Genomic DNA, 26,167 nt, shown 5'->3' on the forward strand with positions numbered 1-26,167 from the left:
GCGTTCGCTATACTCACGTCGTGAGTCCACGACGATCAGCAGCGTTCGCACGGCAGACGCGTGAGCGCATCATTGCCAAGAGCGTCGAGCAGGCCTCGAGCGTGGGCCTGGAGGGACTCACGCTCGGCGGACTCGCCGATGCGCTCGACCTCAGCAAGGCCGGCGTTGTCGGCCCGTTCGGGTCGAGGCAGGAACTGCAGGCAGCGGCGCTCACCGCCGCCAGCAAGCTGTTCATCGATGCCGTGATCACACCTTCGATGACGGTCACTTCCGGACTCCAGCGCTTGATCCGGATCATCGATCAATGGAGCGGGTACCTAGTCGACTGCCCATTCCCCAACGGCTGCTTCTTCACAGCGGCGTCGCATGAGCTCGACGACCGCCCGGGCAAGCTCAGAGATGCGCTGCAATCGACGATCAACCAGTGGAACAGGTTCCTGCGCGAGGAAGTTCGCCGAGCCAAGGCCGTTGGCGACCTGGACCCGGGCGTCGACGCAGACGACGTCGTGCACGTTCTCACCGGCCTGGTGATGGCGGCGAACCAGGCTATCCAGCTACTCCACGAGAATCCCGGACTTGTGCAAGCGCGTACCCGTCGACTCATGCGGTCCGCTATCGGTGTTGTCTAGCTGAAGCGAGTTCTCCACCGTGGGTTCACATGGGCCAGCCCTGTCCGCATCGACACCGACCGTGATCGACGGCTCGGACGGCCGCTGACTACCCTGGTGGTCGCCCCGAGACAGGCGGGAAGCCACTGTATCCAAGGCTTGGCCATGCCTCTCGAACTGTCTCCGGAGGTGCGCTTTCGTTGCTGCCGGCAGTGTGATCGAGCGAGAGGAACCGCGAGTGCCTACCGGTGTGCATCTGCGCGACGCCCGACAGCAACTCTTCGACGCCGCCGAGCGCGTGCTGCTGCACGCGGGGCCGAGCGCACTGACCAGCCGCACCGTCACCGACGAAGCGGGCGTCGCCAAGGGCGTCCTGCACCGGCATTTCGCCGACTTCGACGCCTTCCTGACCGACCTGGTGCTCGATCGCGCCGCAAAGCTCGAATCGCAGGCCGCAGCCCTGCGTGCATCGGTCGGCACCGGCACGGTGGCCGACAACCTGGCCGCCGCACTGACCACCATCTTCGGGCCGGTACCGCTGGCGATCATTCCGCTGATCACCTTCCGTGACGAACTGCGCGGCCGGCTGCGACGGGCAAGACCCGGTGGCGGCATGGCGATCCTCGCCCAGGCCACCACGGCGATCTCCGCCTACCTGACAGACGAGCGCGAGCTGGGTCGGATCGTGGCCGATGCGGACATCGATTCGCTCACCCTCTCGCTGGTCGGCGGCGGTCACCTACTGTTCGCCGACCGCGAGTCCGGCCCACCGACCACGGTGGCGCTCACCCGGTTCGTGACGACCGCGGTGAGGGCGGTAACGCCGCACCCCCGGTAACCGGCGGCTCGCAAAGAGCGCACACGCGCGGTATTTTCGCCACTTCAATACGCAAATATCGTCGCGTCGATCGCCACCCTGCGTACTCGAGAATGTCACCACTGCCACCCGGATGGCGGCATTGTTCGGCCAGTATCCGGGTCGTAGGGTCAGCACACCACCCAACCTCCGCCGATCGATCCGACAGTGGTGCCGAACGCCTTCTGCCTATCGATTGACGTAATTCGCTCCCGGAGGCAACGATGCTCCCGTCCAGGTTCCAGGCCACCTCAGCTCGATCCGGGCGGCGGGTCCGACGCATCCGCAGCGCACTGGCCGTCGGCGCCTCGATCGCGATGATCGTCGGCATTGCGCCGAACGTGGTGGCCGCGCCCGCTCCCCCACCGACCATCGGTGAGGGTCAGTCCATCCTGAACTTCGATGACGGCAGCATCGGAGCGTTGTTCGCCTGGGGTTCGGAGGCCGCCAGCACTCCGGCACTGACGACGGTCGCCGCCGATGTCCCCGGCACCTCCGCGGGCAACCAGGCGCTGCAGGCAGCCGTGCAGGACGTCCCGGCGGGCGGTTGGAGCGGCTTCAGCCTGGACATCAACTCGGCCACCGACTGGTCGGCGTACGACGGATTCGCCTTCCAGTTCCTCGGCACCGGCAGCGGCAAGAACCTGCGCTACGAACTCAAGAGCGGCGGCAGCGACGCCGGTAGTGCCAACCTGTTCGAGACCTCGGTGCTCGACGACAGCACCGGCTGGCGGACCGTCCGGATCGACTTCGGTGCGCTGCGCCTCAAGGGCAATGCCGATTCCAACCTGCGGTTCGACCCGACTGCCGCGCACGGGTTCGCCGTCACCCTGTCCGACCTGGGCAGCGGAAACTGGCAGTTCGACGAATTCGGCCTGTACCAACGGACCTCGGTGATCGAGGACTTCGAGGGCGACGTGCCGATCGGCTCGGACACCAACCCGATCGGCTGGTTCACCTGGGGCAACCAGCCGGGCAACGTCAGCCTCGGCGTCACCACCCAGGAACGCGGCGGCAATGCCGGCAACCACGTGCTGTCCGGCCAGTACCTGATCCCCGGCGGCGGCTACGGCGGCATCTCGCTGGACAAGGCGGCCAGCGAGGACTGGAGCGCCTACGGCGGCATCAGCTTCTACTGGTACGCCTCCCAGCCGACCAAGCCCGCCTCCCCCACCGCCGGCGACGACATCGCGATCGAGATCAAGGACGGCGGCCCGGACGCCGAACACTCCGAGCTGTGGACGACCACGTTCAAGGACAACTGGTCAGACGACGGCAACCGGTGGAAGCTGGTGCAGATCCCGTTCAGCCAGTTCCACCTGCGCACCGACTATCAGCCCGGATCCGGCGACACCCTGGACGGCGCCTTTTCTCGCACCGACGCCTGGGGTTTCGCGATCACCATGCCGCCGGGCAAGGCCGCGTCGGTCGGCTGGGCCATCGACCAGTTCGAGCTCTACGGCACGGCAACCCAGGCGATCTCGAGCACCGTCACCGCCGACCCGCAGGTCAGCCTGGTGAACGGCGGGCAGAGCGCAACGGTGCACCTCGGCGTCACCACCTCGGACGACACCCCGCTGGCCAAGGACGTCACCGTCAACTACGCCCCGGGAGACGGGACCGCCGTCGTGGGAACGAATTTCGACGCCTTCGGCGGCACCCTGGCCTTCCCGGCCGGCACCGCCTCCGGAACCACTCAGGACGTCACCGTCACCACAAAGGCGACAACCGGGGCTGACGTGGCCCGCACCGTCGTCATCGCCTTGACGGCGACCGGCGCCGAGCCGCCGGTGAGCAACCCGACCGTGGTGATCAACGCCCACGGCCTCGCCTACCAGAATCCGAAACTGCCGGTGAGCAAACGGGTCTCAGACCTGATGAGTCGGATGACGCAGGCCGAGAAGATCGGTCAGATGACCCAGGCGGAGCGTCTCGGGCTCACCTCACCGGCCACCATCACCGAACTCGGCCTCGGCTCCGTGCTCTCCGGCGGCGGCTCGGTCCCGGCGGAGAACACCGCCGCCGGCTGGGCCGACATGATCGACGGATTCCAGCGGCAGGCACTGGCCACCCGACTGCAGATCCCGTTGATCTACGGCGTCGATGCGGTGCACGGCCACAACAACGTGGTCGGCGCCACGATCCTGCCGCACAACATCGGTCTCGGTGCCTCCCGCGATCCGGCCGTGGTGCAGGCGGGCGCCCAGGTCACCGCGACCGAGGTGCGGGCCACCGGCATCCCGTGGGCGTTCGCGCCGTGCCTGTGCGTCACCCGCGATGAGCGCTGGGGCCGCTCCTACGAAGCGTTCTCCGAGGACCCGGCGCTGGTCACCCAACTGGCGAAGCCGGCGATCGTCGGGCTGCAAGGCACCGACCCGACCCACATCACCGGTCCGGACAAGGTGCTGGCCACCGCCAAGCACTGGGCCGGCGATGGCGGCACCCGCTACGAACCCTCGCTGGCGGGTTCCGGCTACCCGATCGACCAGGGCGTCACCCACGTCGACAGCCTCAAGGCGTTCGAGAAGTTGTTCGTCAGCCCGTATCTGCCGGCGATCAAGGCCGGTGTCGGTTCGATCATGCCGTCGTACTCGGCGGTTCAGGTCGGTGACGGTCCGGTGATCCGGATGCACGAGTACACCGCGCTGAATACCGATCTGCTGAAGAACAAGCTCGGCTTCAAAGGCTTCCTGATCAGCGACTGGGAGGGCATCAACAAGCTGCCCGGCACCGACTACTCCGACAAGGTGGCGCGTTCGGTCAACTCGGGCCTGGACATGGCGATGGCGCCCTACGACTACGCCACATTCATCACCTCGCTCACCGGCAAGGTGGCCGACGGGGTGGTGAAGCAGAGCCGGATCGACGACGCGGTGAAGCGGATCCTCACCGAGAAGTTCGAGCTCGGCCTGTTCGACGCCCCGTTCGCGGACCGCTCGAAGGCCGATAGTGTCGGCTCCGACGCGCACCGTGCGGTGGCCCGCAAAGCCGCCGCCGAGTCCCAGGTGCTGATCAAGAACAGCGGGAACCTGTTGCCGTTGAAGAAGAACGCCAAGGTCTACCTGGCCGGCTCGAACGCCGACGATCTCGGCAACCAGATGGGCGGCTGGTCGATCAGCTGGCAGGGTGCCAGCGGCACCACGACCACCGGCACCACCATCCGGCAAGGCATCGAGCAGGTGGCACCGGACGCAACCGTCACCTACTCGAAGGACGCCTCGGCGCCGACCGCCGGCAGCGATGTCGGCATCGTGGTGGTCGGCGAGACGCCGTACGCCGAGGGCGTCGGCGACGTCGGCAACAACGGACACACGCTGAACCTGTCGACGGCGGATCGCGCCACGATCGACACCGTCTGTTCGGCGATCAGCAAGTGTGCGGTGTTGGTGGTGTCCGGGAGGCCGCAGCTGATCACCGACAAGCTCGGCGAGATCGACGCGCTGGTCGCCTCCTGGCTGCCAGGCACCGAGGGTGCCGGCGTCGCCGACGTGCTGTTCGGCAACCGGCCGTTCACCGGCCGGCTGCCGGTGACCTGGCCCGCCTCGGCCGACCAGGTGCCGATCAACGTCGGTGACGCCTCCTACGCACCGCTGTTCCCCTACGGCTGGGGGCTGCGCACCGGCACCCTGCACGATCGGATCGCCGGGCTACTGCCCGGTGCTTCGGGTCCGACGAGGGGTGCGCTGCAGGCGGCGCTGGCGCCGGGTCACTGGCAGGGCGAGGCTCCCCGGCACCCGGATCAGGTGATCGCCGCACTCGGCCGGGCGGCCGCGACCGCCCGCTCGGCGGCCGGCCCGAATTCGCTCGGCGAGGCACTGACCAGCGCCATCCGCGACATCGTCCAGGACCGGGTGCTGGCCACCACCGGCACGCCGTCCCCAGGGGTGAGCACCCTGATCGCCGGCGCCGACCATTCACTAGCATCTGGTGACGTGGTGAAAGCGGTGGCGCAGTTGTTGCTGGCCTGGAAACTGGTTTCCTGACGGCTTCGAAGGTCGACACCCGCTCGCCCGGCAGGGAGAGAAGGGTGCTGACTTGGGGGCCACAAGGGAGCTGCATTGTTCTCGGATCTTCGTGATCAGGTCGCCGTCGTCACCGGCGGTGCCCGCGGCCTCGGCCTGCAGATGGCGACCGCACTGGCCGGGCAGGGCTGCCACATCGCCCTGCTCGACCTGCTCGAGGAGCAGGCATCGACGAGCGCGGCGCAGCTGGCCGGCGACCACGGCGTCCGGGCGGTCGGCATCGGCTGCGACGTCACCGACCCGGACTCGGTGACCGCCGCGATCGCGGCCGTTGTCGAGCAACTGGACAGCCCGCAGATCCTCATCAACGCGGCCGGCATCGCGATGCACAAGGACTCCACCGAGGTCGCGCCCGACGAGTGGCGCAAGGTGATCGACATCGACCTGAACGGGGTGTTCTTCTCCTCCCAGGCCTTCGCCAGGCAGGTCCTGCTGGCCGGGGACAAGGCGACCATCGTGAATGTCGCGTCGATGTCGGCGTTCGCGGTGAACATCCCGCAGCGCCAGGCCTCCTACAACGCCGCCAAGGCCGGCGTCGAGCAGCTCACCCGGTCGTTGGCGGTCGAGTGGATCGGCAACGGGATCCGGGTGAACGCCATCTCCCCCGGCTATTTCCGCTCGGACATGACCAAGCAGTTCATCGAGCAGAACCCGGAGATGGGCGAGTTCTGGGTGTCCCGGATCCCCGCCGGCCGGATGGGCGAGCCGGAGGATCTGGACGGCGTGGTGTTGTTCCTGGCCTCGGATGCCTCACGGTACGTGGTCGGCGAGTGCATCGTGGTCGACGGCGGCTACACCATTGTCTGAGCAGAGCGTGCCGGCCGGCACGGTCGCCGCTGTCACCGGCGGCGGCTCCGGGATCGGGCTGGCCACGGCTCGGGCGATCTCGACCGCCGGCGGCTCGGTGGTGCTGGCCGGGCGCTCCGTCCCGAAACTGGAAGCGGCTGCCGCGGAAGGGTTCTCCGGTCCGGTGCAGATCCTGCAACTCGACACCGGCGAGCCTGGCGCCGGTGCCGCGCTGGTACAGGCGGCAGTCGCGGCGTTCGACCGGCTGGACGTGGTGATCGCGAACGCCGGCGTTTACCTGCCGGGCGATCTTGCCGACTCGGAGCCGACCGCGATCGCGTCCCTGATCGGCACCAACGTCACCGGGCTGATCGACACCGTGCAGGCCGCGGTGCGGCACTTCGTCCCGCAGGGCCGCGGCGACATCCTGGTCACCAGCTCGGTGTCCGGGCACCAGGCGATCGCCTGGGAGCCGGTGTACTCGGCATCCAAACACGCAGTGCAGGCGTTGGTGCACGGGGTGCGCCGGCAGCTGATCGGCTCCGGGGTCCGGATCGGTGCGGTGGCGCCGGGTGTGGTGCTCAACGACCTGTGGAAGGTGACCGACGACGCGCTCCGCGACGCCGAGGTCGCGGCCGGCAACGGGCTGACGAACGAGGACATCGCCGAGGCGATGATGTTCATGCTGACCCGCCCGCGGCACGTACAGATCCGCGACCTGGTGATCCTGCCGGTGAATCAGGACATCTGAGGTCCCGCTCATTCGACGGCCCGGTCCGACACCGCGGACCGGGCCGTCGAACAGAGAGCGTCAGCCCGAGCTGGTCCCGCTGATGCAGCTCGGGTTCGACGGGTTGTACAAATGCGAGGCGTTCTGGTTCTTCAGCGGCCCCAGATTCGCCCAGTTACCAGGGCAGACGTCGATCCAGGCGCCCTTCTGGTCGCTGTTGTAGTAGACCCGAACCGCCCGGTCGGTGTTGTTGCGGGCCGCCGCCGCATTGTTCTTCACGCACAGACCGCGGCCTGCCCCTGCCCCCTTGAAGACGTAGCAGTTCGGTCCCGAGCCGAGATTCAGCCTGCGGTACGCGGTGTTGGACATGGGGAAATCCGACACGGAACCCTTGGCGTTGCTGTTGTAGTAGTAACAGAATTCGCCTTGCTCGCAGACTCCGTTCCGGACGGTGATCGTGTCACCCGCTGCAGCGGCCGGAACCGCCGCCCCGATCGCCAGCCCGGCCAGCATCAGCAACCCTACCGCGGCCGGACGCCAGGTCCCGCGTCGATTCGTTGTCACTCTTGCCATCTGTGCCTCCCGTGTCGTCGAAAGCCGCTTTCGGCCCTCGCCATGCCACTGTGATGGCAGCCGCACCCGTGCGGTTCCGACCAAGATCGACAGCGCGATCTCCGACTGAGCGGGACTCACCCGGATCGTCGGTGACCCCGGACACACCGATGGTCCGCCCCCGCTGTCGTGAGAGCAGGCCGGCGTGCCATTCTGACCCCGGTCCGATCGACACAGGGAGCGCCATGACGAGTCCGCCGAGCTTGTCCGTCGAGCAGCTGCGCGCCGCCGTCGATGCCGGCGAGATCGATACCGTGGTGGTCGGCTTCACCGACATGCAGGGTCGGCTGCAGGGCAAACGGGTGCACGCCCGCCACTTCCTGGACACGGTGCTGGAGCACGGCACCGAGGGCTGCAACTACCTGCTGGCCGTCGACGTCGAGATGAACACCGTTGCCGGGTATCAGGTCGCCTCCTGGGAGTCCGGCTACGGGGACATGATGTTCGACCTCGACCTGTCGACCCTGTGCCGCACGCCGGGCCAGCGATACTCGGCGACAGTGCACTGCGACCTGCGGTGGCCCCCCGGTGCGGCCGCGACCGGTCCGGTCGTCCAGGCGCCACGATCGGTGCTGCGGGCGCAACTGGAGGAAGCCGCCGAACTCGGGTTCTTGGCATACTGCGGTACCGAGTTGGAGTTCATCGTCTTCGAGGACGGTTACGACGAGGCCTGGGACCGGCGCTATCACGGTCTGCGGAGCGCGAACCGGTACAACGTCGACTACTCGATCATGGGTGGCGGCCGGGTCGAACCTCTGTTGCGCACCATCCGCAACGAGATGACCACCGCCGGGCTGCGGGTGGAGGCCGCCAAGGGCGAGTGCAACCCGGGCCAGCACGAGATCACCTTCGTCTACGACGAGGCGCTGCGGGCCTGCGACAACCACGTGCTCTACAAGAACGGCGCCAAGGAGATCGCAGCGGCGGCGGGCCAGTCGCTGACCTTCATGGCCAAGTACGACGAGAACGAGGGCAACTCCTGCCATCTGCACCTGTCGCTGCGGGGCGCCGATGGTTCTTTCGTGTTCGCGGATCCGGATCGGTCGGGCGGCCGGTCGGAGGTGTTCGAGAAGTTCCTGGCCGGCGTGCTGGCGACATTGGCCGAGCTCAGCTACTTCTACGCGCCGAACATCAACTCCTACAAGCGGTTCGCCGACGGCTCGTTCGCCCCGACGGCCGTCGCCTGGGGCACCGACAATCGGACCTGCGCGCTGCGGGTGGTCGGTCAGGGGGCAGGGCTCCGGGTCGAGAACCGGCTGCCCGGCGGCGACGTCAACCCCTATCTGGCGGTGGCCGCCATGCTGGCCGGTGGTCTGCACGGCATCCGGGAAGGGCTGACGCTGCCCAACGAGTGCACCGGGAACGCCTACACCGCAGGCCTTCCGCGGGTGCCGGCGACGCTGACCGAAGCCCGCGCGCTGCTGGCGGAGTCCACGATTGCCAGGCAGGCATTCGGCGACGACGTGATCGATCACTATCTCAATGCCGCCGACGTCGAGATCGCCGCTTTCAACGCGGCGGTCACCGACTGGGAACGGGTCCGGGGGTTCGAGCGGCTGTGAGCACGGTGAGCCAACAGGACCGGGACGAATCGATCGAACTGATCAACCCGGCAACCGAGGAACCGATCGGCCGGGTGGCCATGACCTCGCTCGAGCAGACCGACGCGGCGATCGAAAAGGCCGCCGCAGCCACCGAATCCTGGCGCGCGGTCGCCCCGGCGGATCGGGCCCGGCTGCTCCGGCGGTTCGCCTCGCAGGTCGACGAACACCTGGAAGAGCTGGCCCAGCTGGAGGTCCGCAACTCCGGACATACCATCGGCAATGCCCGATGGGAGGCCGGCAACGTCCGCGACGTTCTGGACTACTTCTCGGCGGCCCCGGAGCGACTGTTCGGTCGGCAGATCCCGGTGGCCGGTGGTGTCGATGTCACGTTCCGCGAGCCGCTGGGGGTGGTCGGCGTCATCGTGCCGTGGAACTTCCCGATGCCGATCGCCGGCTGGGGCTTCGCCCCGGCTCTCGCGGCCGGCAACACCGTGGTGCTCAAACCCGCCGAGCTGACGCCGCTGACGGCGATCCGACTGGCGGAGCTGGCTCTCGCCGCCGGAATTCCGGAGGGCGTCTTCACCGTGCTGCCCGGTGCCGGGGACGTAGTCGGCGAGCGGTTCGTCAGCCACCCCGCCATCGGCAAGATCTGCTTCACCGGGTCCACCAGGGTGGGCCGGCGGATCATGGCCGGCGCCGCCGATCAGCTGAAACGGGTCACCCTCGAACTCGGCGGCAAGAGCGCCACCATCGTCTTCGACGACGCCGACCTCGCAGCCGCGGCGGCCGCAGCGCCGATGTCGTTCCTGGACAACACCGGCCAGGACTGCTGCGCCAGGACCCGGATCCTGGTGCAGCGCACCGTCTTCGACAGCTTTATGGAGCAGTTCGAGGAGGCCGTCCGGTCGGTCGTTGTCGGCGATCCGCTGGATGAGGCGTCGCAAATGGGACCGTTGCTCAGTGAGCAACGCCGCACCGCGGTGCGCTCGTACCTCGCCGGCGACACCCCGGTGGCGTTCACCGGTTCGGCGCCCGTCGGCCCCGGGTACTGGCTACCGCCAACGGTTCTGCTGCCGTCGTCGACCGACGACCGGACCTGGCAGGAGGAGATCTTCGGGCCGGTGGCCGGCGTCATCCCCTTCGACGACGAGGTCGACGCGATCGCCAAGGCGAACGACACCGCTTATGGATTGTCCGGATCGATCTTCACCCGCGACGTCGGGCGGGCACTGCGGGTGTCGCGCGCGGTGCAGGCCGGCAATCTGTCGGTGAACTCGCACTCCAGCGTCCGCTACTCGACGCCGTTCGGCGGGTTCAAACAGTCCGGCATCGGCCGCGAACTCGGCCCGGACGCGCTCGACTCCTTCACCGAGGTGAAGAACGTCTTCATCGCCACCGAACAGTAAGGGATTCCGCATGGCAGGACGTCTGCAGGACAAGGTCGCTGTGGTGACCGGCGGCTGCTCGGGTATCGGCTTGGCGACCGTCCGCCGGTTCGCCGAAGAAGGCGCCATCGTGGTGATCGGCGATCTGGACGCCGATCGCGGTCCGACGATCGCGCAGGAGATCGGCGGCACCTTCGTCCGCTGCGATGTGACCTCCGCCGATGACGTCGATGCGCTGTTCCGCACCGCCTGGGAGACGCACGGCAGTGTCGACGTGGCGTTCAACAACGCCGGAATCTCGCCGCCCGACGACGATTCCATCCTCACCACCGGCCTCGACGCCTGGCGCCGGGTGCAGGAGGTCAACCTGACCAGCGTCTACCTGTGCTGCAAGGCCGCGCTGCCCTACATGCTCGAACAGCACAGCGGCTCGATCATCAACACCGCCTCTTTCGTGGCCCGGATGGGCGCTGCGACCTCACAGATCTCCTACACGGCCAGCAAGGGTGGGGTGCTCGCGCTGTCCCGCGAGCTCGGAGTGCAGTTCGCCCGGGAGGGCATTCGGGTCAACGCGCTGTGTCCCGGCCCGGTGAACACCCCCCTGCTGCAGGAGTTGTTCGCTAGCGATCCCGAGCGCGCTCAGCGGCGGCTGGTGCACGTGCCGATGGGCCGCTTCGCCGAGCCGGCTGAGATCGCCAACGCGGTGGTGTTCCTGGCCAGCGACGAGTCGTCCTTCATCACTGCGGCCGACTTCCTGGTGGACGGCGGTATCAGCGGGGCCTACGTCACCCCTCTGTAGCCGAGATGGTTGCTGACCTGCGCCGATGACCTTGCGAACGCCGACTGTCGGTGGTCCGCCGTAGCGTTGTCGGCATGCAACAGGGGGAGCTTCTGGACGGGCCCGGCGGGCCCGTCGGCGACTACGACGATCCGATCTCGGACGCGCTCCGATCGTTGGATCGGGCACTCGATCAGGTCGCGGCGCTGGACCTGTCGCGACCGGACACGATGGGCCTGATGCTGATCGCGCAGATCGTCGAGCGGCAGCTGAACCGGCTGTACCTGCAAGCCGCGCACGTCGCCGGTGAGGTCGACGGCCGCGGCCTTGCCAGCGAACTCGATGCGCCCTCCACCCGAGTACTGATGCGTGATCTGCTGAACATGGCGCCCGCCGACGCGTCGGCGAGAATCCGGCTCGATGAGGGGACCCGCCGCCGCATTACCCCGACCGGTAGTTCGCTGCCTCCGCGATTGGCTCATCTGGCGGAACGGGTGCCCAGCGGCCGGATCGGACCGGACCATGCGGCGATCATCACCAGGACGATGGAAAAGCTGCCAGCCGCACTGCATCCTGACGATCGAGACGCGTGCGAGCGTCTGCTCGTCGAGCAGGCGCAACAACTGGACCCGCCAACGCTGCAGAGGCTGGCGAACAAGATGCTCGAGGCCGCAAATCCCGACGGTCCCGAGCCGGCTGGGGATGCCCACGGCAGAATGGAACTGCACGTCGGCCGGCGCCGCGACGACGGACTGACCCGGATCACCGGCTTACTCGACGATCTCGCGATCGAAGCACTGTTGACAGCTATCGGTCCGCTGGCTGCACCCGCGCCCGCGGGAACCAGGGAGCCCGACCCGCCGACCACGCCCGACGTACCGGCCGAAACCGACCCGCCGACCACGCCCGACGGACCGGCCGCTACCGAGCCGCCGAGCAGTTCCCCGCCGGACCCGGCCCCGCCACCATCCGACGATCGTCACCACGCAGACCCCGCGCTCAAGGACCCGCGGTCGCCAGCCACCCGGCGTGCACATGCCCTTGGCGAGGTGTTGTCGCGCTACCTGAAGATCGGTGCAGGGCCAAGACATGGTGGCCAGCTACCGCAGATCGTGGTCACCGTCGCGCTTCACGACCTGCAAGAGCAGCTCGGCCGCGGCCGTCCCGGCTACACCGACGCCCTCACCGCCGCAGACGTCAGGCTGCTCGCCTGTGATGCGAAGATCCTGCCCGTGGTGCTGGGCGGCCCATCCGAGGTGCTGGACCTCGGGCGGGCGAGGTACACCTTCTCGCCGGCCATCAGGCGCGCCATCACCGTGCGCGACATCGGTTGCAGCTGGCCGGGTTGCGACCGGCCGGGGTCCTGGTGCGAGGCCCACCACGTGCGTTGGTGGATACGGGACACCGGCCCGACGAGCCTGGACAACGGCGCGCTGTTGTGTCCCGAGCACCATCAGCAGATCCACCGCGGTCACTGGACGATGTGGATCGCCGACGATGGCACACCCGAATTCATCCCGCCTCCGTGGATCGATCCCGACCAACGCCCGCGCCGCAACAGGCTGCACCGCCCGGCACCTACGAACACCAGTTGACGCTCGACGTCTGTCGCGGGTAGATTACTGACCATAAGGTCGGTTAATCGGTCGAAGCTACGGGGCGGTGGATCCGGCGAACGGAGGCGTGGCGATGGCCATTGACGACGCAACCGCCGCCCTTGACTACCGCCGGCTCGCTGAGCTGGGCATCGGCGCCGCCGCGCTGCGGGCACTCTCCCCCGTTGGCGCGCCCACCGTGAACGAACGTCATCCCAGGGTTCGATCCGCGGCGGTCACCGCCGCGAGTCTGCGGGCCGCGGCGGTCGCCGGATCGGTGGTCGACCCGGAGATCCCGGTGCTCACGGTCGCCGACCTCGGTGTGCTGCGCCGGGTCGAGGTACATGACGACCGATCGGTGGAGGTCGACATCACCCCCACCTATTCGGGTTGCCCCGCGGTCGAGGCGATGGCGTCCGACATCCGCCGCTCACTGCAGGATGCCGGGTACCCACGGGCGGATGTCCGGACCGTGCTGTGGCCGGCCTGGAGTACCGACGACATGACGGACACCGCACGAGAGATGTTGCAGCGCTTCGGGATCGCCCCGCCCGGACCGGTCGCAGCCGCCGACGGGCCGATCACCCTGACCCTGGCCGTGCGCTGCCCGCACTGCGGCTCCCGCCGGACCAGGCAGACCAGCCGGTTCGGATCCACGTCGTGCAAGGCGATGTACATCTGCGACGACTGCGCCGAGCCGTTCGACCACTTCAAAGCGCTGTAGTCCACCCGGCAGCCGCCGATCGCCGACAGCTCCCAGCGGCCGGTTCAGAAGTCGAAGCCACCGAAGTCGCCGCCGCTATCGAAGCCACTGTCGCCACCACCGTCGAAACCGCTGTCGCCGCCGTCGAAACCGTCGCCGGCACCGTCGTATCCGTCACCCCCGGGGCCCTGATCGCCGGCGTCGCCGGCGTCCAGTCCGTCCTGGTACCCGTCAGCGTAGGACCCGTCACCGTAGTAACCGCCGACGCCGGCCATGCCGGCGAACAACGACGTCGCCACCAGGTAGCTGCCCGCACCCCAGGCGCCGGCCACCAACGCCGGCTTCCACCACGGTTCGGAGTACCAGCCCCGCGGCACCGGCCGACCGGCGACCTGCCCGCCCGGGTAGTAGTACCGCGTTCGGTCGCCCGCGGACGGCGACGCCACGTACTCGCGGCCCTCGATCGTCACGTCCCGCTGTTCGGTGACGGCGCCGGCCTGTGCCTGGCCGGGGATCGCCGGAATCTCCGGTCCCGGGTCCATGCCGAGCGTGGTCCTGGCCGCCCGGACGTAGTAGAGCCCTTCGTAGGCGGTGTGCTGCGCGAGTTCCGCCTGTCGGCTGGTGGTCGCCTGCTCGATCTGGGAACCGGCCGCGTTATAGCGCTCAGAGGCATCCGAGAGCGCCTGCTGGGCAGCCTCGTTCCCCTTGGCGTCCAACGACAACACCTGACCACCGAGCCGCTCGATCCAACGCCGCGCCTCGGCCTTCGAGTCGTCCAAGCTCGCTGCTGCGATCTTGGTGCCCCGGCCACGGGAGAAGTAGATCGCGGCGCCGACCAGCACGACGATCAGGATGACGATCAGGACTGGGTCCACCCGGTGCCTCCTCGAATTGCTGCGGTGGCGTCGAACCCGACACCGTTACCCATCACAACGCGTGATGCCGAACCAGGGTTCCTGGTCGCCCAGACCGCCGGGTACATCCCGCATCGTCCTCAGCGACGCTTGCGGGTGCCGAAGATGCTCCGGCCCAGCGCCCCGCCGAGCGCGGTGCCCAGCGAGCGCAGGAACGACTTGCTGGCCTGCGAATGCAGGATGCCGCCGATGAATCCGCCGTCGTCTGACGCCGGTGCCGGCTTCGGCTGCTGTGGCTCGGCCGCGTCCGTTGTCGCCGCGGCATCGCCTGCGGCCGCCGCGAGCCGGGCCGACAGCATCTCGTAGGCGGACTCGCGATCCACCGCGACGCCGTACTTCGCGTTCAGTGGTGAACGCGTAATCGCTTGCGACACAGTGTCTTGCGTCGCGGGCGCCATCAGCGAACGGGGAGCCCGGACCCTGGTCCAGGCCACCGGCGTCGGCGCCCCCTTCTCACTCAGCACCGTCACGATCGCCTCACCGGTTCCGAGGGAGGTGAGCGCCTTCTCCAGGTCGTAGTCGGTCGTGTTCGGGTACGTCTTGACCGTCTTGGACAGCGCCTTCTGGTCGTTCGGGGTGAACGCCCGCAACGCATGCTGCACCCGCGCGCCCAGCTGGGAGAGCACGGCGTCGGGCACGTCCGTCGGCAGCTGGGTGCAGAAGAACACGCCGACACCCTTCGACCGGATCAATTTGACGGTCTGTTCGACCGCCTGCAGGAACGCCTTCGAGGCGTCGGCGAAGAGCAGGTGCGACTCGTCGAACATGAAGACGATCTTCGGCTTGTCGGCGTCACCGACCTCCGGCAGATGTTCGAACAGCTCCGCCAGCAGCCACATGACGAAGGTGGAGAACAGACCGGGCCGGTTCTGCAGGTCTGTCACCTCCAGCAGCGAAATGATGCCCTTGCCACTGGCGTCGGTCCGGATCAGGTCGGCCACGTCCAGCTGCGGCTCGCCGAAGAACCGGTCGCCGCCCTGGGCCTCCAGGTTGGTGACCGCCCGCAGGATCACCCCCGCGGTGGCCGACGACACGCCACCGAGGTTCTTCAGATCGGCCTTGCCCTGGTCGCTGGTCAGGTACTGGATCACCTCGCGCAGGTCCTTGATGTCCAGCAGCGGCAACTTCTGGGTGTCCGCCCAGTGGAAGATCAGGCCGAGCGTCGATTCCTGGGTGTCGTTGAGTCCCAACACCTTCGACAGCAGGATCGGTCCGAATGAATCGATGCTGGCGCGGATCGGCACCCCGGTTCCGCCACCGGCGAGGGCCAGGAACTCCACCGGGAAGGCGCCGGGCTGCCAATCGTCCCCGGTGTCCTTGGCCCGCTGGACGATCTTGTCGTTCGACGAGCCGGCCGCGGCCAGACCGGACAGGTCGCCCTTGATGTCCGGCATCAGCACCGGCACCCCCGCCGCCGAAAGTTGCTCGGCGATCACCTGCAGGGTCTTGGTCTTGCCGGTGCCGGTGGCGCCGGCCACCAGCCCGTGCCGGTTGAACATGGCCAGCGGGATCCTGACCAGCGCGCTGGGATCGCAGGTGCCGTCGACGATCACCGACCCGAGGGTGACGACGGGCGAGTCGGTGTCATAACCATGACCGATCCGGGCGGTCGCCTCGGTCCCGCCCTCGGTCTGCACCGTGGTCTCCGGTAGCGCGGTCGCGTCCGGTGGTGCTGCTGCGTCCGGCTGTGCCGGGTTCGGCGCATCGGCGGCTGGTTGGGTAACGGGCGACTGTGGCTCGGACATGCACGGAGCGTATCGACCCGACCGGCCGACGGCGAGAGTTGTCGGTTCCGGCGCGTAGTGTCACTATCCGTGACGGACAGACTGGTATGGATCGACTGCGAGATGACCGGCCTCGACCTGCGCAACGACGCGCTCATCGAGATCGCCGCGCTGGTGACGGATGGCGACCTGAACGTGCTGGGCGAGGGGGTCGACCTCGTCATCCACGCAGACGACGCGGCGCTGGCGAACATGCCACCTGTCGTTGTGCAGATGCACGCCTCGTCCGGGCTCACCGAGGCGGTCCGCGCCTCGACGGTCACCCTCGCGGACGCCGAACAGCAGGTGCTGGACTACGTCAAGAAGTTCGCGCCACAGCAGGGGTCGGCGTTACTGGCCGGCAACTCGATCGCCACCGACCGAGGCTTCATCTCCCGCGACATGCCTGACCTCGACGGTCATCTGCACTACCGGATGATCGACGTGTCGACCGTCAAGGAACTGTGCCGGCGCTGGTTCCCGCCGATCTACTCCTCGCAGCCGGCCAAAGGCATGGCCCACCGGGCGCTGGCCGACATCCAGGAGAGCATCACCGAGCTGGCCTATTACCGCAGGGCCGCCTTCATCGCTCCGCCCGGGCCGGACCAGGCCCGGGCCCAGCAGATCGCCGCGGAGGTCGTCGCGGAGCGGAACGAAGCACCCGATCCGATCGGTTAGACTTGCTCGGTTCCCGCGTTCCGACGCGGGTCGATGGTGGGCGTAGCTCAGTTGGTAGAGCTCCGGCTTGTGGTGCCGGCGGTCGCGGGTTCAAGTCCCGTCGCTCACCCGTCTACCGGCTCCAGCGTTGTGACGCTGGAGCCGGTCTGTTTTCCCGCGCTTCGATGATCGCGGCCCTCAGCCAGGCCCAACGCAATGCTGCCGTCGCCGATCTCGACGAGCCTGGGCATCAGCGATCGACCAGATAGTCCATCCGCATCGCACGGCGCACCGATGCCAGGGTTTCCCGAGCAATCGCGGACGCCGCGGCAATGCCATCCACCAGCACGCCGTCCAGGTGGGCGCGGTCGGCCAGCAGCTCCCGGCGGCGGACCCGGATCGGCCGCAGGTGCTCGTTGATCGCCTCCGTGGTCAGTTGTTTGAGCCGGGCCGATCCCCCGCTGCCGATATCGGCGGCCACCGCCTCCGGGGTCGACCCGAGGCACTGCGCCGCCATCTCCAGCAGGGCGGCGACGCCGGGCCGCTCCGACGGCCGGTACTCGATCAGCCGCTCGGCGTCCGTGACGGCTCCGCGGATCACCGCAGCGGTGCGGTCATCGGTGGCGCCGAGCATCACCGTGTTCCCGCGGCTCTTGGACATCTTCGCGCCGTCGGTGCCGAGCAGCAACGGGACGTCGGAGAGCAGCGCGACCGGCTCGTCGAAGACCGGGCCGTAGCGTTCGGTGAAGCGCCTGGCGATGCTCCTGGCGAGTTCGACGTGGGGCAGTTGGTCTTTGCCGACCGGAACCAGATCCCCGTGACAGAACAGGATGTCGGCCGCCTGGTGCACCGGGTAGGTGAGTAGCAGGCCGGACAGCGGCCGTCCGGAGTCGGCCTGCTCGGCCTTGACGGTCGGGTTGCGCCGCAGGTCGGCGTCGGTGACCAGGGACAGGAACGGCAACATCAGCTGGTGAAGTTCGGCCACAGCGCTGTGCGGAAAAATCACCGCCGTACTCGGGTCGATGCCGCAGGCGAGATAGTCGGCGACCAGCTCCTGCACCCGCTCCCGCAGCGCGCCGACACCGTCCCGATCGGTGATCACCTGGTAATCGGCGATCACCACGATCAATTCGGCGCCCACTCTTTGCAGCGCAACGCGATTTCGTAGGGTTCCCAGGTAGTGGCCCAGGTGCAGCGGCCCGGTGGGCCGATCGCCGGTCAGCACCCTGATCGGGTAGCCGGGCGTGGCCAGCGCCATCCCGTCTTCGATGCCGTGGACTACGGCCGGTCGCCGGGTGACGGCGCCGACGGAGGTGAGGGTGGTCGTCATGAGGGACTCCATTCGTGGGGCCACCACGAGCGGTGCGGGCCCGCGCCTACGCGCAGCACGTCCGAAGACGACGAAACCCGGCCGCTGGTGGCGGCCGGGTCGGGGGATGCGACGTCACGGACCGCCGTCAGGCGGCCCGCCACCAGTTCTGGCGCAAGGAAGTCGCGGGGTGTCGCATGGCCACGACGGTAGCAGGCCAGGTCGGGTAGGTCACGATTTTTCGATCGACGGGGGCGGCGTGTAAAGTGATCGAGTACGCGCTACTAGCTCAACTGGCAGAGCAGCTGACTCTTAATCAGCGGGTTCGGGGTTCGAGTCCCTGGTGGCGCACCGCACGAAGGCCCTCCCTCAACAGGGAGGGCCTTCGTGGTTCCCGGGCCAGGATCAACCCAGGACCGGCAGTCATTTCGCGATCAGCGCCCGCGCGATGATCACGTTCATGATCTCGTTGGTGCCCTCGAGGATCTGGTGCACCCGCAGGTCGCGGACGATCTTCTCGATGCCGTACTCGGCCAGATAGCCGTAGCCGCCGTGCAACTGCAGCGCGGTGTTCGCCACCGTGAACCCGGTGTCGGTGGCCTTCTTCTTGGCCATCGCACAAAGGCTCACCTTGTTCGGCGCGCTCTCGTCCAGCGCGACAGCGGCCCGCCACAACAACAGCCGGGCCGCCTCCAGCTCGGTGGCCATCTCGGCGACCGCGAACTGCAGCGACTGGAAGTCATTGAGCTTGTGCCCGAACGCTTCCCGCTCGGACAGGTAGGCCAACGACTTCTCCAGCGCAGCGGTGGCACCGCCCAGCGAACTCGCGCCGATGTTCAGTCGTCCACCGTTCAAGCCGTTCATCGCGATCTTGAACCCATCACCCTCGGCACCCAGCAGATTCCGCGCCGGGACCCGCGCGTCGGTCAGGATCACCTGCCGGGTGGGCTGCGCGTTCCAGCCCATCTTCACCTCGTTCGGGCCGAAGGTCAGCCCCTCGGTGCCGCTCTCCAGGACAAAGGCACTGATGTTCTTCGGCCCGGGCCCACCGGTGCGGGCCATCACGACGTAGACCTCGCTGGCACCCGCGCCGGAGATGAATTGCTTGACGCCGTTCAGCACGTAGTCGTCGCCGTCCCGCACCGCCTTCGTGGTCAACGCCGCGGCGTCGGAACCGGCACCCGGCTCGGTCAGACAGTACGACCCCAACCGTTGCATCGAGCACATTTCCGGCAGCACCCGGTGGCGAAGTTCGTCACTGCCGTACGCATCGATCATCCAGGCGGCCATGTTGTGGATGGAGACATAGCTGGCGATCGACGGGCACCCGGTGGCCAGCGACTCGATGATCAGCGCCGCGTCCAGCCGACTCAAGCCCGAGCCGCCGACATCTTCCCGGACGTACATCCCGCCGATCCCCAACTCGGCCGCCTTGCGCAGCACATCGATCGGGAAATGCTTCGTGCGATCCCACTCCACCGCGTTCGGAGCCAACAACTCGTCGGCGAAGTCGCGGGCCACTATGGCCATCTCCCGCTGGTCGGCCGTCAGCTCGAACATGTGGCTCCCTCATCGGGTAGGTGTCGCGGATGACGACACCGTCGATCGCGGCCGGATCCGGCCCCGTGAGGTCAATACTAGGTCTTCCTACTATCGGGCGTCCAACGATCGCTCGGGTCACTCCTGCACCGGGGCGTACACCCGCAACGCATGCGCGGTGATCCGCAGCTCTGCCCTGGAACCCCGTGCGGGCAGTTCGACGGTCTCGCCGTCGTGTGCCAACGTGACCGTTGAACCGGCGTCACCGTCGAATTCCAGGTCGACCAGGGCGGTGGTGTCGCCGACCACCGTCAGCCGACGCCGCACCCACGGGATCCGGCCAGTCACCCGCCGGCCGTGGTCGCCGACCGACAGCTCCAGGAAGGTGCGCAGCCGGCTGTGCGACGGCGCCGCGGTCGCCGTGCGCACGTCGAGGACCTCGTCGTCCAGCCGCGGACGGTCGATCGGTGCCAGGTTCTGCGGGTAGTAACGGTTGACGCCGACGAACAGCGAGAAGTAGTTACCGTCCTCGCCGTTCACCCGGATCCGCACCGGCTGGGCCGTCCGGAGCAGCCGGCCCGCTGCCCAGACCGTCGCCAGCGCCTTGCCGAGTCGCTTCTCCCGCTTCTCCCGCAGCTCCACCAGCTGCGGGTAGATGCCGATGGCGAAGGTATTGAGCACCGTCGAGGTGGTCCTGTTCCCGTCCACCGTCATCGCCAGGTCGGCGACATCGGCCGCGATACCGCTGCCGGACTCGATCGCGGTGATCGCTCGTTCCATGGTGGCCAGGCCGGCCGACTTGGCGAAGTGGTTGAAGGTGCCGCCGGGAAACACGGCCAATGGCAGGTTGTGTTGCCTGGCCGTCGCCGCGGCCGCGGCGACCGTCCCATCGCCCCCGCAGATCCCGATGGCCTTGAGCCCGCGATCGATCGCCGAGGCATAGATTGCCGACACGTCGTCGTCCTTATGCAACACGTGGATCCTGGCCTGCGGCAGCGCTTTCGAGATCGTCTCGATCGGATCCTCCCGAAACGGTCGGCCGGACCCGGAGTGCGGATTGATGATCACGAACAGCCCGGCGCCGCCCGGTAGCGCCGGCACGTCGTAGCGGGGACCGCTGGGAATCGCTGCCGTCGGCGCGGCCGGCGGCGGCACCAGCGCTCGACCGGCCAGCGCCACGCCGGCGCCGATGGCCGCGCCGCCCGCGACATCGGAGAACCAGTGCGCCCCGGTGTGCAGCCGGGAGTACATCACCGCACCGGCCAGCGGCGCGATGACCGCTCCGGCGGCCGGCCATTCCAGCGCCGCGCCGATCGCGAACGCGGCCGCCGATGACGAATGCCCGGACGGGAACGACGGGCTCTTCGGCTGCCGGCCGCGGTGTCGTGGGAACGGCGTGGTCTCCAGCGACGGTCGATCGCCGCCGAACAGACCCTTGCCGAACACGTTGCTGACGGCGCTGGCCACCAACAGCGAGGCGTAACCGCGGCCGGCGGCACGCCGACCGCGGACGCCGGTGGCGGCCAGCACCACCCCGATCCCGGCCCAGAGCAGACTGCGATCGGCGCTGCGCGACAGCAGCCACCACCGATGGTCGGCCGCCGGCCCGAGGTGCACCGCGTTCGTGCGCCGATTGACCGCACGATCGATGCGGGCCACCAGCGGGAACGCCTGATGCGGCTTGATCAAGCCGGCGAACCGGACGACCGGCGGCTTTCCGGTCAGTGAAACCGCGGTGCTCGATCGTTGTCGGCGCATCGCCTCATCGTAGGGGCGGGCCCGCCAATGCCCCGATCACCGCCGACAACACCGCCGAGTGCCGGGCGGCGTGCTCGGCCGCCACGCGCTCGACGGCCGGCAGATCGGATTCCTGCAGCAGTAGGGCCGGCACCGGGACGGAGGCGCCGAGCTCGGCCAGCACAGGGCGGAGCGCCGCGTCGGCCAGCGTGCGATGCTCCGCGCCGCCGGCCACCGTCAACGGTTGGACCACCACCCCGTCCAGCCCGCCGGCCGGGATGACGTCCAACAACAGCTTGAGAATGCCGCTGTAGCTGCCCTTGTAGGTCGGTGTGGCGAGAACCACCAGCCGCGCGGACCGGACAGCCGCGGCGGCCTGCGCCGCCGCCGTCGACAACGACCACGGTGCGAGCAGCCCCGGCGCCAACTCGGCCAGGTCGAATACCGGGCCGGGCGCCAACGGCTCGCCCGCCCCGGCCCTGGCCGCCAGGGTCTGCTGCAATGCGCCGGCCAGGGCAACCGCGGCGGTCAAGGTCCGCGAGCCGGCCCGCGGATTACCGACGACCGTGACGATGCCACCGTCGCCCGACGCCGGGCCGGTCACGATGCCCACACCCGGCTCGGAAAGGCCGCCCACGGCGAAAGCTGTTCGCCGGTAAGCCGATCCGACGAACTGTCGATCAAGGTATCGATGCAGAACTTCATTGCGGCTGCTTCTCCCCCGCCGTGATTTCTACCGGGATCCGATTGCCGCCCGGCGGTGCCGGGCAGGTCCCGTGGTCGCTGAAGGCGAACGGCAGGTTGACCGTGCGGTTGAAGTCGATGGTCAAGCTGCCGTCAGCATCGGGCACGGAGGTGGCGACGGTCCGCCACCGCGCGGTGCTCGCGCCGTTGGTGTCGTCGTGGAAGCTGATGGTCAGGGCGCCGTCCGCGCCGGCACCTGCCAGCAGCGAATGGTCCGCGCCGGCCACCTGCACCGTCACCGTTCCGACGATCGTGACCTGTTGCTGCAGATCGGTTCTGGCCGTATCGACGGTGATCCGGCGCGGATCATCGAAAGGCTGGAAGCGGCCGGCGATCACCCAGGCCGGGTCCGCAGCGAAGGCGGGCACCCCGGCGAACCGGACCCGGTTCGGCGCCAGCGGGTCCCGCACCCGGATGGCGTACCGACCGCCGCGCAGTACCAGTTCGACGACCCGGTCTCCGAGCCGGAACCAGTTCAGCGATCCGGCCTCTGCCACCCGGGCCGTGATCGGGTCACCGTCCGGCGGCGTGTGCCGGGCGCCGTCGTCGGTGACGCTCCAGGTCCCCGGCAGTCCGTCGAGCGGTCCCGGAGATTCGGGCAGCCAATGGAATGCGGTCAACGACAGCCAGCCGTATTCGGCGGTGAGCGCGAACTCACGCGCCGCCCGCCAATTGGCCCAGTCCTCGGCAAAGCTGCTTTCCCGCACGATGTTTCCCTGCGTTGTCGTCACTACTGCTCCTCGTCTCTCGGTGTGTTCTTCGGCCCGCCGGCGGGTAGCAGGGTTGTCCCGCTCGCGAGCGGGACAACCCTGCTACGCCTGCGGTGGGTCAGGCGGCAGAATCGGCGGCCGCGGCGGACCGCTCGGCATCCCGGCGGGCTACCTCGTCACGGACCAACGGGATCACGTACCGACCGAAATCGATGGCGTCATCAAGGATGTCGTAGCCGCGGGCGGAGAATTGCCGGACGCCGAGGTCGTAGTAGTCCAACAGCGCGGCCGCCACGGTCTCCGGGGTACCGACCAGCGCGGTGGAATTGCCACCGCCGCCGGTCAGCGCGGTGGGCGCCGTCCACAGCGCCCTATCGTGGCGCTCGCCGGCCGCGACCGCGGCCAGCAGTCTCTGTGATCCGGAATTCTCCGGTGTCCCGCCGGTCTGCCGCAGCCGACCGCGCGCCGACGACCCGCCGGCGGCGATCCGGCCGAGGATCGAGTCCGCCTTGGCCCAGGCCAGTTCCTCGGTCGGCGCGATGATCGGCCGGAAGGCGATCTGGATCTGCGGACGGTCCTGCCGACCGGCATGGGCAGCGGCCCGCTCGATCGACGCCAGTTGTTCCTTGGTCCCGGCCAGCGGCTCTCCCCAGAGTGCGAAGATGTCGGCCTCCGCGGCGCCGACCGCATAGGCGGCCGCCGACGAGCCGCCGAACGAGATACGTGGCCGCGGCTGTTGGACCGGAAACACATCGGCCAGGAACTTCTCGAAACGGTAGTGCTCGCCGATGAAGTCGAACGGCTCGGTGGCAGTCCAGGCCTGCTTGAGGATCTGGATGAACTCCCTGGTCCTGGTGTATCTGCTGTCCTTGTCCAGGAAGTCCCCCTCGGCCGCCTGGTCCGCGGTGGAACCGCCGGTGATCACGTGCACCTCGAACCGGCCGCCGGAGATCCGGTCGAGGGTGGCGAAGGTCTTGGCCGTCAGCGTCGGGTACGCAACGTTCGGACGGTGCGCCACCACGAGATTGATCCGCTCGGTCCGACCGGCGACGTACGCGGCCACCTGGGCCGGATCCGGCGAGCCGGAGTGATACGCGAAAAGGATCCGGTCCCAACCGTTGTCCTCGTGTGCTCGGGCGAGCCTACTGGTGTACTCCAGGTCCAGACTCGGTCCGCTGCGCGCTGTCACCTCGCTGGCCGGGTTGGTACCGCCCATTCCCAGGAACTCAACTGGCATGACGCACTCCTTCTTCGATGGTGGATGTTTCGATGACGCTCGACCCGGCCCGCCGCGCCGTCGCCGCCGCCAACAGCCGCAGTACTTCTCGCGCCACGGCGTCGTTCTGGCGAAAGCCAGGGCCGTTGAACCCGGGCCTGGAGAATCCGGCCGCACCGGCCGAGCCGGAGACCGACGGACCGAGCAGGAACCGACTCGGGTGCCGGCTGCGGTCGGCCCGCAGGGCGCGGCTGCAGCGGTCGGCGAGCAGCTGCCCGCCGCCGAGGGGCCGGCCAGCGGCGTCCGTCAGATCCTCCGCCGCGAGCTCTCCGTCGGCGAGCAGTCCGCGGATCAGCGGATCGGTGGCCGCCCTGACGTCCGGTCGGGGTAGTCGGGCATCCACCAACGCGCTCGCCCTGATCTCGCCCGGCACCGCGGCACTGGTACCGACGAAGACGCCGTCGCGCACCTGGATCTGCAACTCGGGCCCGGCGAAATGCAGCAGGCCCGCGTCGTGCAAGGCCAACAGCTCGGCGAGGCGGCGTGGCGGCGGACCGCTCGCCAGGAAGGAGAACAGCCCGTGGAACTCGCCCTCGACGAACCTGATCCGGTCGGCGGCGCTGATCCGGCCGGTCGTCAACGCGACGGCCAGCACCCCGTACACCGACAACAGGGTGTCGAAAACGGCCCTGTCGGCCGAGTACCGCTGGTCGCGCCGGCGGGCCAGATCGGCCCGGACGTAGTCTCGCAGTCCCCCGGCGAGATCGTCGCGGCTGCCGAAGACGAGATCCCGCAACGGGCGGTCGATCCGCCGGATGTCGAACCGGTCGGCGTCCTTCGGCACGGCAGATTCGGCGTACCCCGCGAACGCCGGATCGAACACGTCTGCCGCGTCCAGCACGCAGGAGAATTCCGCCCAGTCCACCGTGGTGCGGTCGGTGTGTGCCTCGAAGAGACGCCGATAGTGCGCCGCCGTCAGCTCCTTGGCGATCAGCGGCCAGATCACTGACCGGAAGTCCAGCTCGCCCGCTCCCAGTTCGTCCAGCCGGCCTGCGGTGAAGTACCTGGTGGGTACCGGGCCGGCCGCTGCGCTCGGGTAGCCGAGCTTGGCATGGTAGGGCACCCCACGGCGAGACCCCACGTACAGCACCGGTTCCCGACCCGAAGGATGGTAGGTCAGGGTGCCGTCGTCGCCGGCGGTGAACCGACCGCCACGACCCTCGCCGAGCAGCACCATCAGATCGATGAAGGCCAGCCCGAAGCCGCGCACCAGCACCGCCTGGCCCGGGCGGAGAGCGGAAAGGTCGATGTCCGCGGTGTACCCCGGCGGCAGGTAGGTCAGTCCGCGAGCGGCGGCCCGCTCGGCGAGTTCGGCGTCCGCCGGCGTCGGCGTGCGGTCGAGGTAACCCTGGGCCAGCACCACCACGTCGGCCACGATCTGCCGGCCACCGGCCAACCGCACGCACTGGCGACCGTCGGCTCGATCGGTGACCGACACCGCCCGCTCCCGGTGGGTGGTCAGCTCGGTGCCGGCGGGCAGCGCGGACACCGCCCGATCGAACGCCCAGCCCAGGTAGCAGGCCTGGACTTCCCGGGGTGCGAAGTCCTTGCGCCCCACCAGCTGCACCTGGTGCCCGAGTCCCGCAGCGGCCAGCACCGCCGACCCCTCGCCGGCGATCCAGTCGGCCAGCGAGGGGCCGGGTACCACCGGGCCGTCGCAGGTCACGGAGGTGTCGGTGAAGACGGTGATGTCCTCGGCGACCGAGTTCATCCACAGCAGATCCGACTGTTCCCGGCGCCAGATCCGGCCGCCGCCGGCGGGGAACGGATCCACCACGTGAATGCTCGGCGCGGCCGCGGACGGCAACAGCTCCGGCGCGCTGGCCGCCAGCCGATCGAGTAGGCCGGTGGTCCGCGGACCGCCGCCGACGAAAACCAGGACGGGAGTTCCCATGTCGG

General features: G+C 68.7%; 21 protein-coding genes and 2 tRNA genes. 13 read left to right on the top strand and 10 right to left on the bottom strand.

Going from position 1 to position 26,167, the window contains the following annotated elements:
- The first annotated feature begins 20 nt into the window (after positions 1 to 20).
- The 5 genes from K340_RS26765 (at position 21) to K340_RS0101770 (ending at position 7,023) form a co-directional block, all read left to right on the top strand.
- Positions 21 to 629, top strand: a complete 609-nt coding sequence (locus K340_RS26765) for a TetR/AcrR family transcriptional regulator (protein WP_037362202.1) — start codon at positions 21 to 23, stop codon at positions 627 to 629.
- A 217-nt stretch (positions 630 to 846) separates the two neighbouring features.
- Positions 847 to 1,446: a TetR/AcrR family transcriptional regulator gene (locus K340_RS0101755; protein ID WP_029135437.1), complete on the top strand. Its 600-nt coding sequence runs from the start codon at positions 847 to 849 to the stop codon at positions 1,444 to 1,446.
- Positions 1,447 to 1,688: 242 nt separating this feature from the next.
- Positions 1,689 to 5,447, top strand: coding sequence for a glycoside hydrolase family 3 N-terminal domain-containing protein (locus tag K340_RS26770; protein ID WP_051264785.1), 3,759 nt, complete (start codon positions 1,689 to 1,691; stop codon positions 5,445 to 5,447).
- 75 nt (positions 5,448 to 5,522) lie between these two features.
- On the top strand, positions 5,523 to 6,293 hold the full coding sequence (locus K340_RS0101765) for an SDR family oxidoreductase (RefSeq protein ID WP_029135438.1): 771 nt from the start codon (positions 5,523 to 5,525) through the stop codon (positions 6,291 to 6,293).
- Positions 6,286 to 7,023, top strand: coding sequence for an SDR family oxidoreductase (locus tag K340_RS0101770; protein ID WP_029135439.1), 738 nt, complete (start codon positions 6,286 to 6,288; stop codon positions 7,021 to 7,023). The genes K340_RS0101765 and K340_RS0101770 overlap by 8 nt, the downstream gene beginning before the upstream one ends.
- Before the next feature lie 60 nt (positions 7,024 to 7,083).
- Here the strand turns inward: K340_RS0101770 and K340_RS26775 are convergent, their stop codons facing one another.
- Positions 7,084 to 7,575, bottom strand: a complete 492-nt coding sequence (locus tag K340_RS26775; protein WP_211229207.1) for a peptidase inhibitor family I36 protein — start codon at positions 7,573 to 7,575, stop codon at positions 7,084 to 7,086.
- A gap of 224 nt (positions 7,576 to 7,799) precedes the next feature.
- On the opposite strand from K340_RS26775, the gene K340_RS0101780 reads away from it, so the two are divergent.
- From K340_RS0101780 to paaD, 5 genes are all read left to right on the top strand, one after another.
- Positions 7,800 to 9,176, top strand: coding sequence for a glutamine synthetase family protein (locus tag K340_RS0101780; RefSeq protein ID WP_029135440.1), 1,377 nt, complete (start codon positions 7,800 to 7,802; stop codon positions 9,174 to 9,176).
- A gap of 80 nt (positions 9,177 to 9,256) precedes the next feature.
- Positions 9,257 to 10,564 (top strand): aldehyde dehydrogenase family protein, encoded by a 1,308-nt coding sequence (locus K340_RS0101785; RefSeq protein ID WP_051264934.1) that lies wholly within the window; start codon positions 9,257 to 9,259, stop codon positions 10,562 to 10,564.
- A 10-nt stretch (positions 10,565 to 10,574) separates the two neighbouring features.
- Positions 10,575 to 11,342, top strand: a complete 768-nt coding sequence (locus K340_RS0101790; protein ID WP_029135442.1) for a 3-oxoacyl-ACP reductase — start codon at positions 10,575 to 10,577, stop codon at positions 11,340 to 11,342.
- A gap of 74 nt (positions 11,343 to 11,416) precedes the next feature.
- Positions 11,417 to 12,916: an HNH endonuclease signature motif containing protein gene (locus K340_RS33740; protein WP_029135443.1), complete on the top strand. Its 1,500-nt coding sequence runs from the start codon at positions 11,417 to 11,419 to the stop codon at positions 12,914 to 12,916.
- Positions 12,917 to 13,010: 94 nt separating this feature from the next.
- Positions 13,011 to 13,640, top strand: a complete 630-nt coding sequence (gene paaD / locus K340_RS0101800; protein WP_084613979.1) for a 1,2-phenylacetyl-CoA epoxidase subunit PaaD — start codon at positions 13,011 to 13,013, stop codon at positions 13,638 to 13,640.
- 44 nt (positions 13,641 to 13,684) lie between these two features.
- On the opposite strand, the gene K340_RS0101805 is transcribed toward paaD, so the two are convergent.
- Both K340_RS0101805 and K340_RS0101810 read right to left on the bottom strand, forming a co-directional pair.
- A complete protein-coding gene (locus K340_RS0101805; RefSeq protein WP_029135445.1) occupies positions 13,685 to 14,494 on the bottom strand; it encodes a hypothetical protein in 810 nt (269 codons plus the stop codon).
- 119 nt (positions 14,495 to 14,613) lie between these two features.
- Positions 14,614 to 16,278 carry a helicase HerA-like domain-containing protein gene (locus K340_RS0101810; protein WP_084613918.1) on the bottom strand — a complete coding sequence of 555 codons (1,665 nt, stop codon included), beginning with the start codon at positions 16,276 to 16,278 and terminating at the stop codon, positions 14,614 to 14,616.
- Between the two features lie 69 nt (positions 16,279 to 16,347).
- On the opposite strand from K340_RS0101810, the gene orn reads away from it, so the two are divergent.
- On the top strand, positions 16,348 to 16,974 hold the full coding sequence (gene orn / locus K340_RS0101815) for an oligoribonuclease (RefSeq protein ID WP_029135447.1): 627 nt from the start codon (positions 16,348 to 16,350) through the stop codon (positions 16,972 to 16,974).
- 36 nt (positions 16,975 to 17,010) lie between these two features.
- Positions 17,011 to 17,083: transfer RNA gene (locus tag K340_RS0101820), tRNA-His, on the top strand.
- A gap of 120 nt (positions 17,084 to 17,203) precedes the next feature.
- On the opposite strand, the gene trpS is transcribed toward K340_RS0101820, so the two are convergent.
- Positions 17,204 to 18,283: a tryptophan--tRNA ligase gene (gene trpS / locus K340_RS26790; RefSeq protein ID WP_084613980.1), complete on the bottom strand. Its 1,080-nt coding sequence runs from the start codon at positions 18,281 to 18,283 to the stop codon at positions 17,204 to 17,206.
- A gap of 257 nt (positions 18,284 to 18,540) precedes the next feature.
- Here trpS and K340_RS0101835 point away from each other — a divergent pair.
- A tRNA-Lys gene (locus K340_RS0101835) sits at positions 18,541 to 18,613 on the top strand.
- 72 nt (positions 18,614 to 18,685) lie between these two features.
- Here K340_RS0101835 and K340_RS0101840 read toward each other — a convergent pair.
- The 6 genes from K340_RS0101840 to K340_RS26795 form a co-directional block, all read right to left on the bottom strand.
- On the bottom strand, positions 18,686 to 19,822 hold the full coding sequence (locus K340_RS0101840) for an acyl-CoA dehydrogenase family protein (protein ID WP_029135448.1): 1,137 nt from the start codon (positions 19,820 to 19,822) through the stop codon (positions 18,686 to 18,688).
- A 117-nt stretch (positions 19,823 to 19,939) separates the two neighbouring features.
- Positions 19,940 to 21,559: a bifunctional phosphatase PAP2/diacylglycerol kinase family protein gene (locus K340_RS0101845; RefSeq protein ID WP_051264791.1), complete on the bottom strand. Its 1,620-nt coding sequence runs from the start codon at positions 21,557 to 21,559 to the stop codon at positions 19,940 to 19,942.
- 4 nt (positions 21,560 to 21,563) lie between these two features.
- Complete coding sequence (locus K340_RS0101850) at positions 21,564 to 22,142, bottom strand: NADPH-dependent FMN reductase (RefSeq protein WP_211229209.1); 579 nt, start codon at positions 22,140 to 22,142, stop codon at positions 21,564 to 21,566.
- Between the two features lie 97 nt (positions 22,143 to 22,239).
- Complete coding sequence (locus K340_RS0101855; RefSeq protein ID WP_211229210.1) at positions 22,240 to 23,013, bottom strand: DUF1684 domain-containing protein; 774 nt, start codon at positions 23,011 to 23,013, stop codon at positions 22,240 to 22,242.
- Between the two features lie 97 nt (positions 23,014 to 23,110).
- Positions 23,111 to 24,229, bottom strand: coding sequence for an LLM class flavin-dependent oxidoreductase (locus K340_RS0101860; protein WP_029135452.1), 1,119 nt, complete (start codon positions 24,227 to 24,229; stop codon positions 23,111 to 23,113).
- Positions 24,219 to 26,162, bottom strand: coding sequence for an FAD/NAD(P)-binding protein (locus K340_RS26795; protein ID WP_051264794.1), 1,944 nt, complete (start codon positions 26,160 to 26,162; stop codon positions 24,219 to 24,221). The genes K340_RS0101860 and K340_RS26795 overlap by 11 nt, the downstream gene beginning before the upstream one ends.
- Positions 26,163 to 26,167 lie beyond the last annotated feature (5 nt).

The organism is Nakamurella lactea DSM 19367, assembly GCF_000426645.1.
Classification (GTDB): Bacteria; Actinomycetota; Actinomycetes; order Mycobacteriales; family Nakamurellaceae; genus Nakamurella; species Nakamurella lactea.

Bases quoted from the DNA above. Each gene is read 5' to 3' on its own strand.
- K340_RS26770 (WP_051264785.1), top strand. From the start codon at position 1,689: ATGCTCCCGTCCAGGTTCCAGGCCACCTCAGCTCGATCCGGGCGGCGG.
- K340_RS26775 (WP_211229207.1), bottom strand. From the start codon at position 7,575: ATGGCAAGAGTGACAACGAATCGACGCGGGACCTGGCGTCCGGCCGCG.
- K340_RS0101780 (WP_029135440.1), top strand. From the start codon at position 7,800: ATGACGAGTCCGCCGAGCTTGTCCGTCGAGCAGCTGCGCGCCGCCGTC.
- K340_RS0101785 (WP_051264934.1), top strand. From the start codon at position 9,257: ATGACCTCGCTCGAGCAGACCGACGCGGCGATCGAAAAGGCCGCCGCA.
- K340_RS0101790 (WP_029135442.1), top strand. From the start codon at position 10,575: ATGGCAGGACGTCTGCAGGACAAGGTCGCTGTGGTGACCGGCGGCTGC.
- K340_RS33740 (WP_029135443.1), top strand. From the start codon at position 11,417: ATGCAACAGGGGGAGCTTCTGGACGGGCCCGGCGGGCCCGTCGGCGAC.
- paaD (WP_084613979.1), top strand. From the start codon at position 13,011: ATGGCCATTGACGACGCAACCGCCGCCCTTGACTACCGCCGGCTCGCT.
- K340_RS0101810 (WP_084613918.1), bottom strand. From the start codon at position 16,278: ATGTCCGAGCCACAGTCGCCCGTTACCCAACCAGCCGCCGATGCGCCG.
- trpS (WP_084613980.1), bottom strand. From the start codon at position 18,283: ATGACGACCACCCTCACCTCCGTCGGCGCCGTCACCCGGCGACCGGCC.
- K340_RS0101840 (WP_029135448.1), bottom strand. From the start codon at position 19,822: ATGTTCGAGCTGACGGCCGACCAGCGGGAGATGGCCATAGTGGCCCGC.
- K340_RS0101845 (WP_051264791.1), bottom strand. From the start codon at position 21,559: ATGCGCCGACAACGATCGAGCACCGCGGTTTCACTGACCGGAAAGCCG.
- K340_RS0101860 (WP_029135452.1), bottom strand. From the start codon at position 24,229: ATGCCAGTTGAGTTCCTGGGAATGGGCGGTACCAACCCGGCCAGCGAG.
- K340_RS26795 (WP_051264794.1), bottom strand. From the start codon at position 26,162: ATGGGAACTCCCGTCCTGGTTTTCGTCGGCGGCGGTCCGCGGACCACC.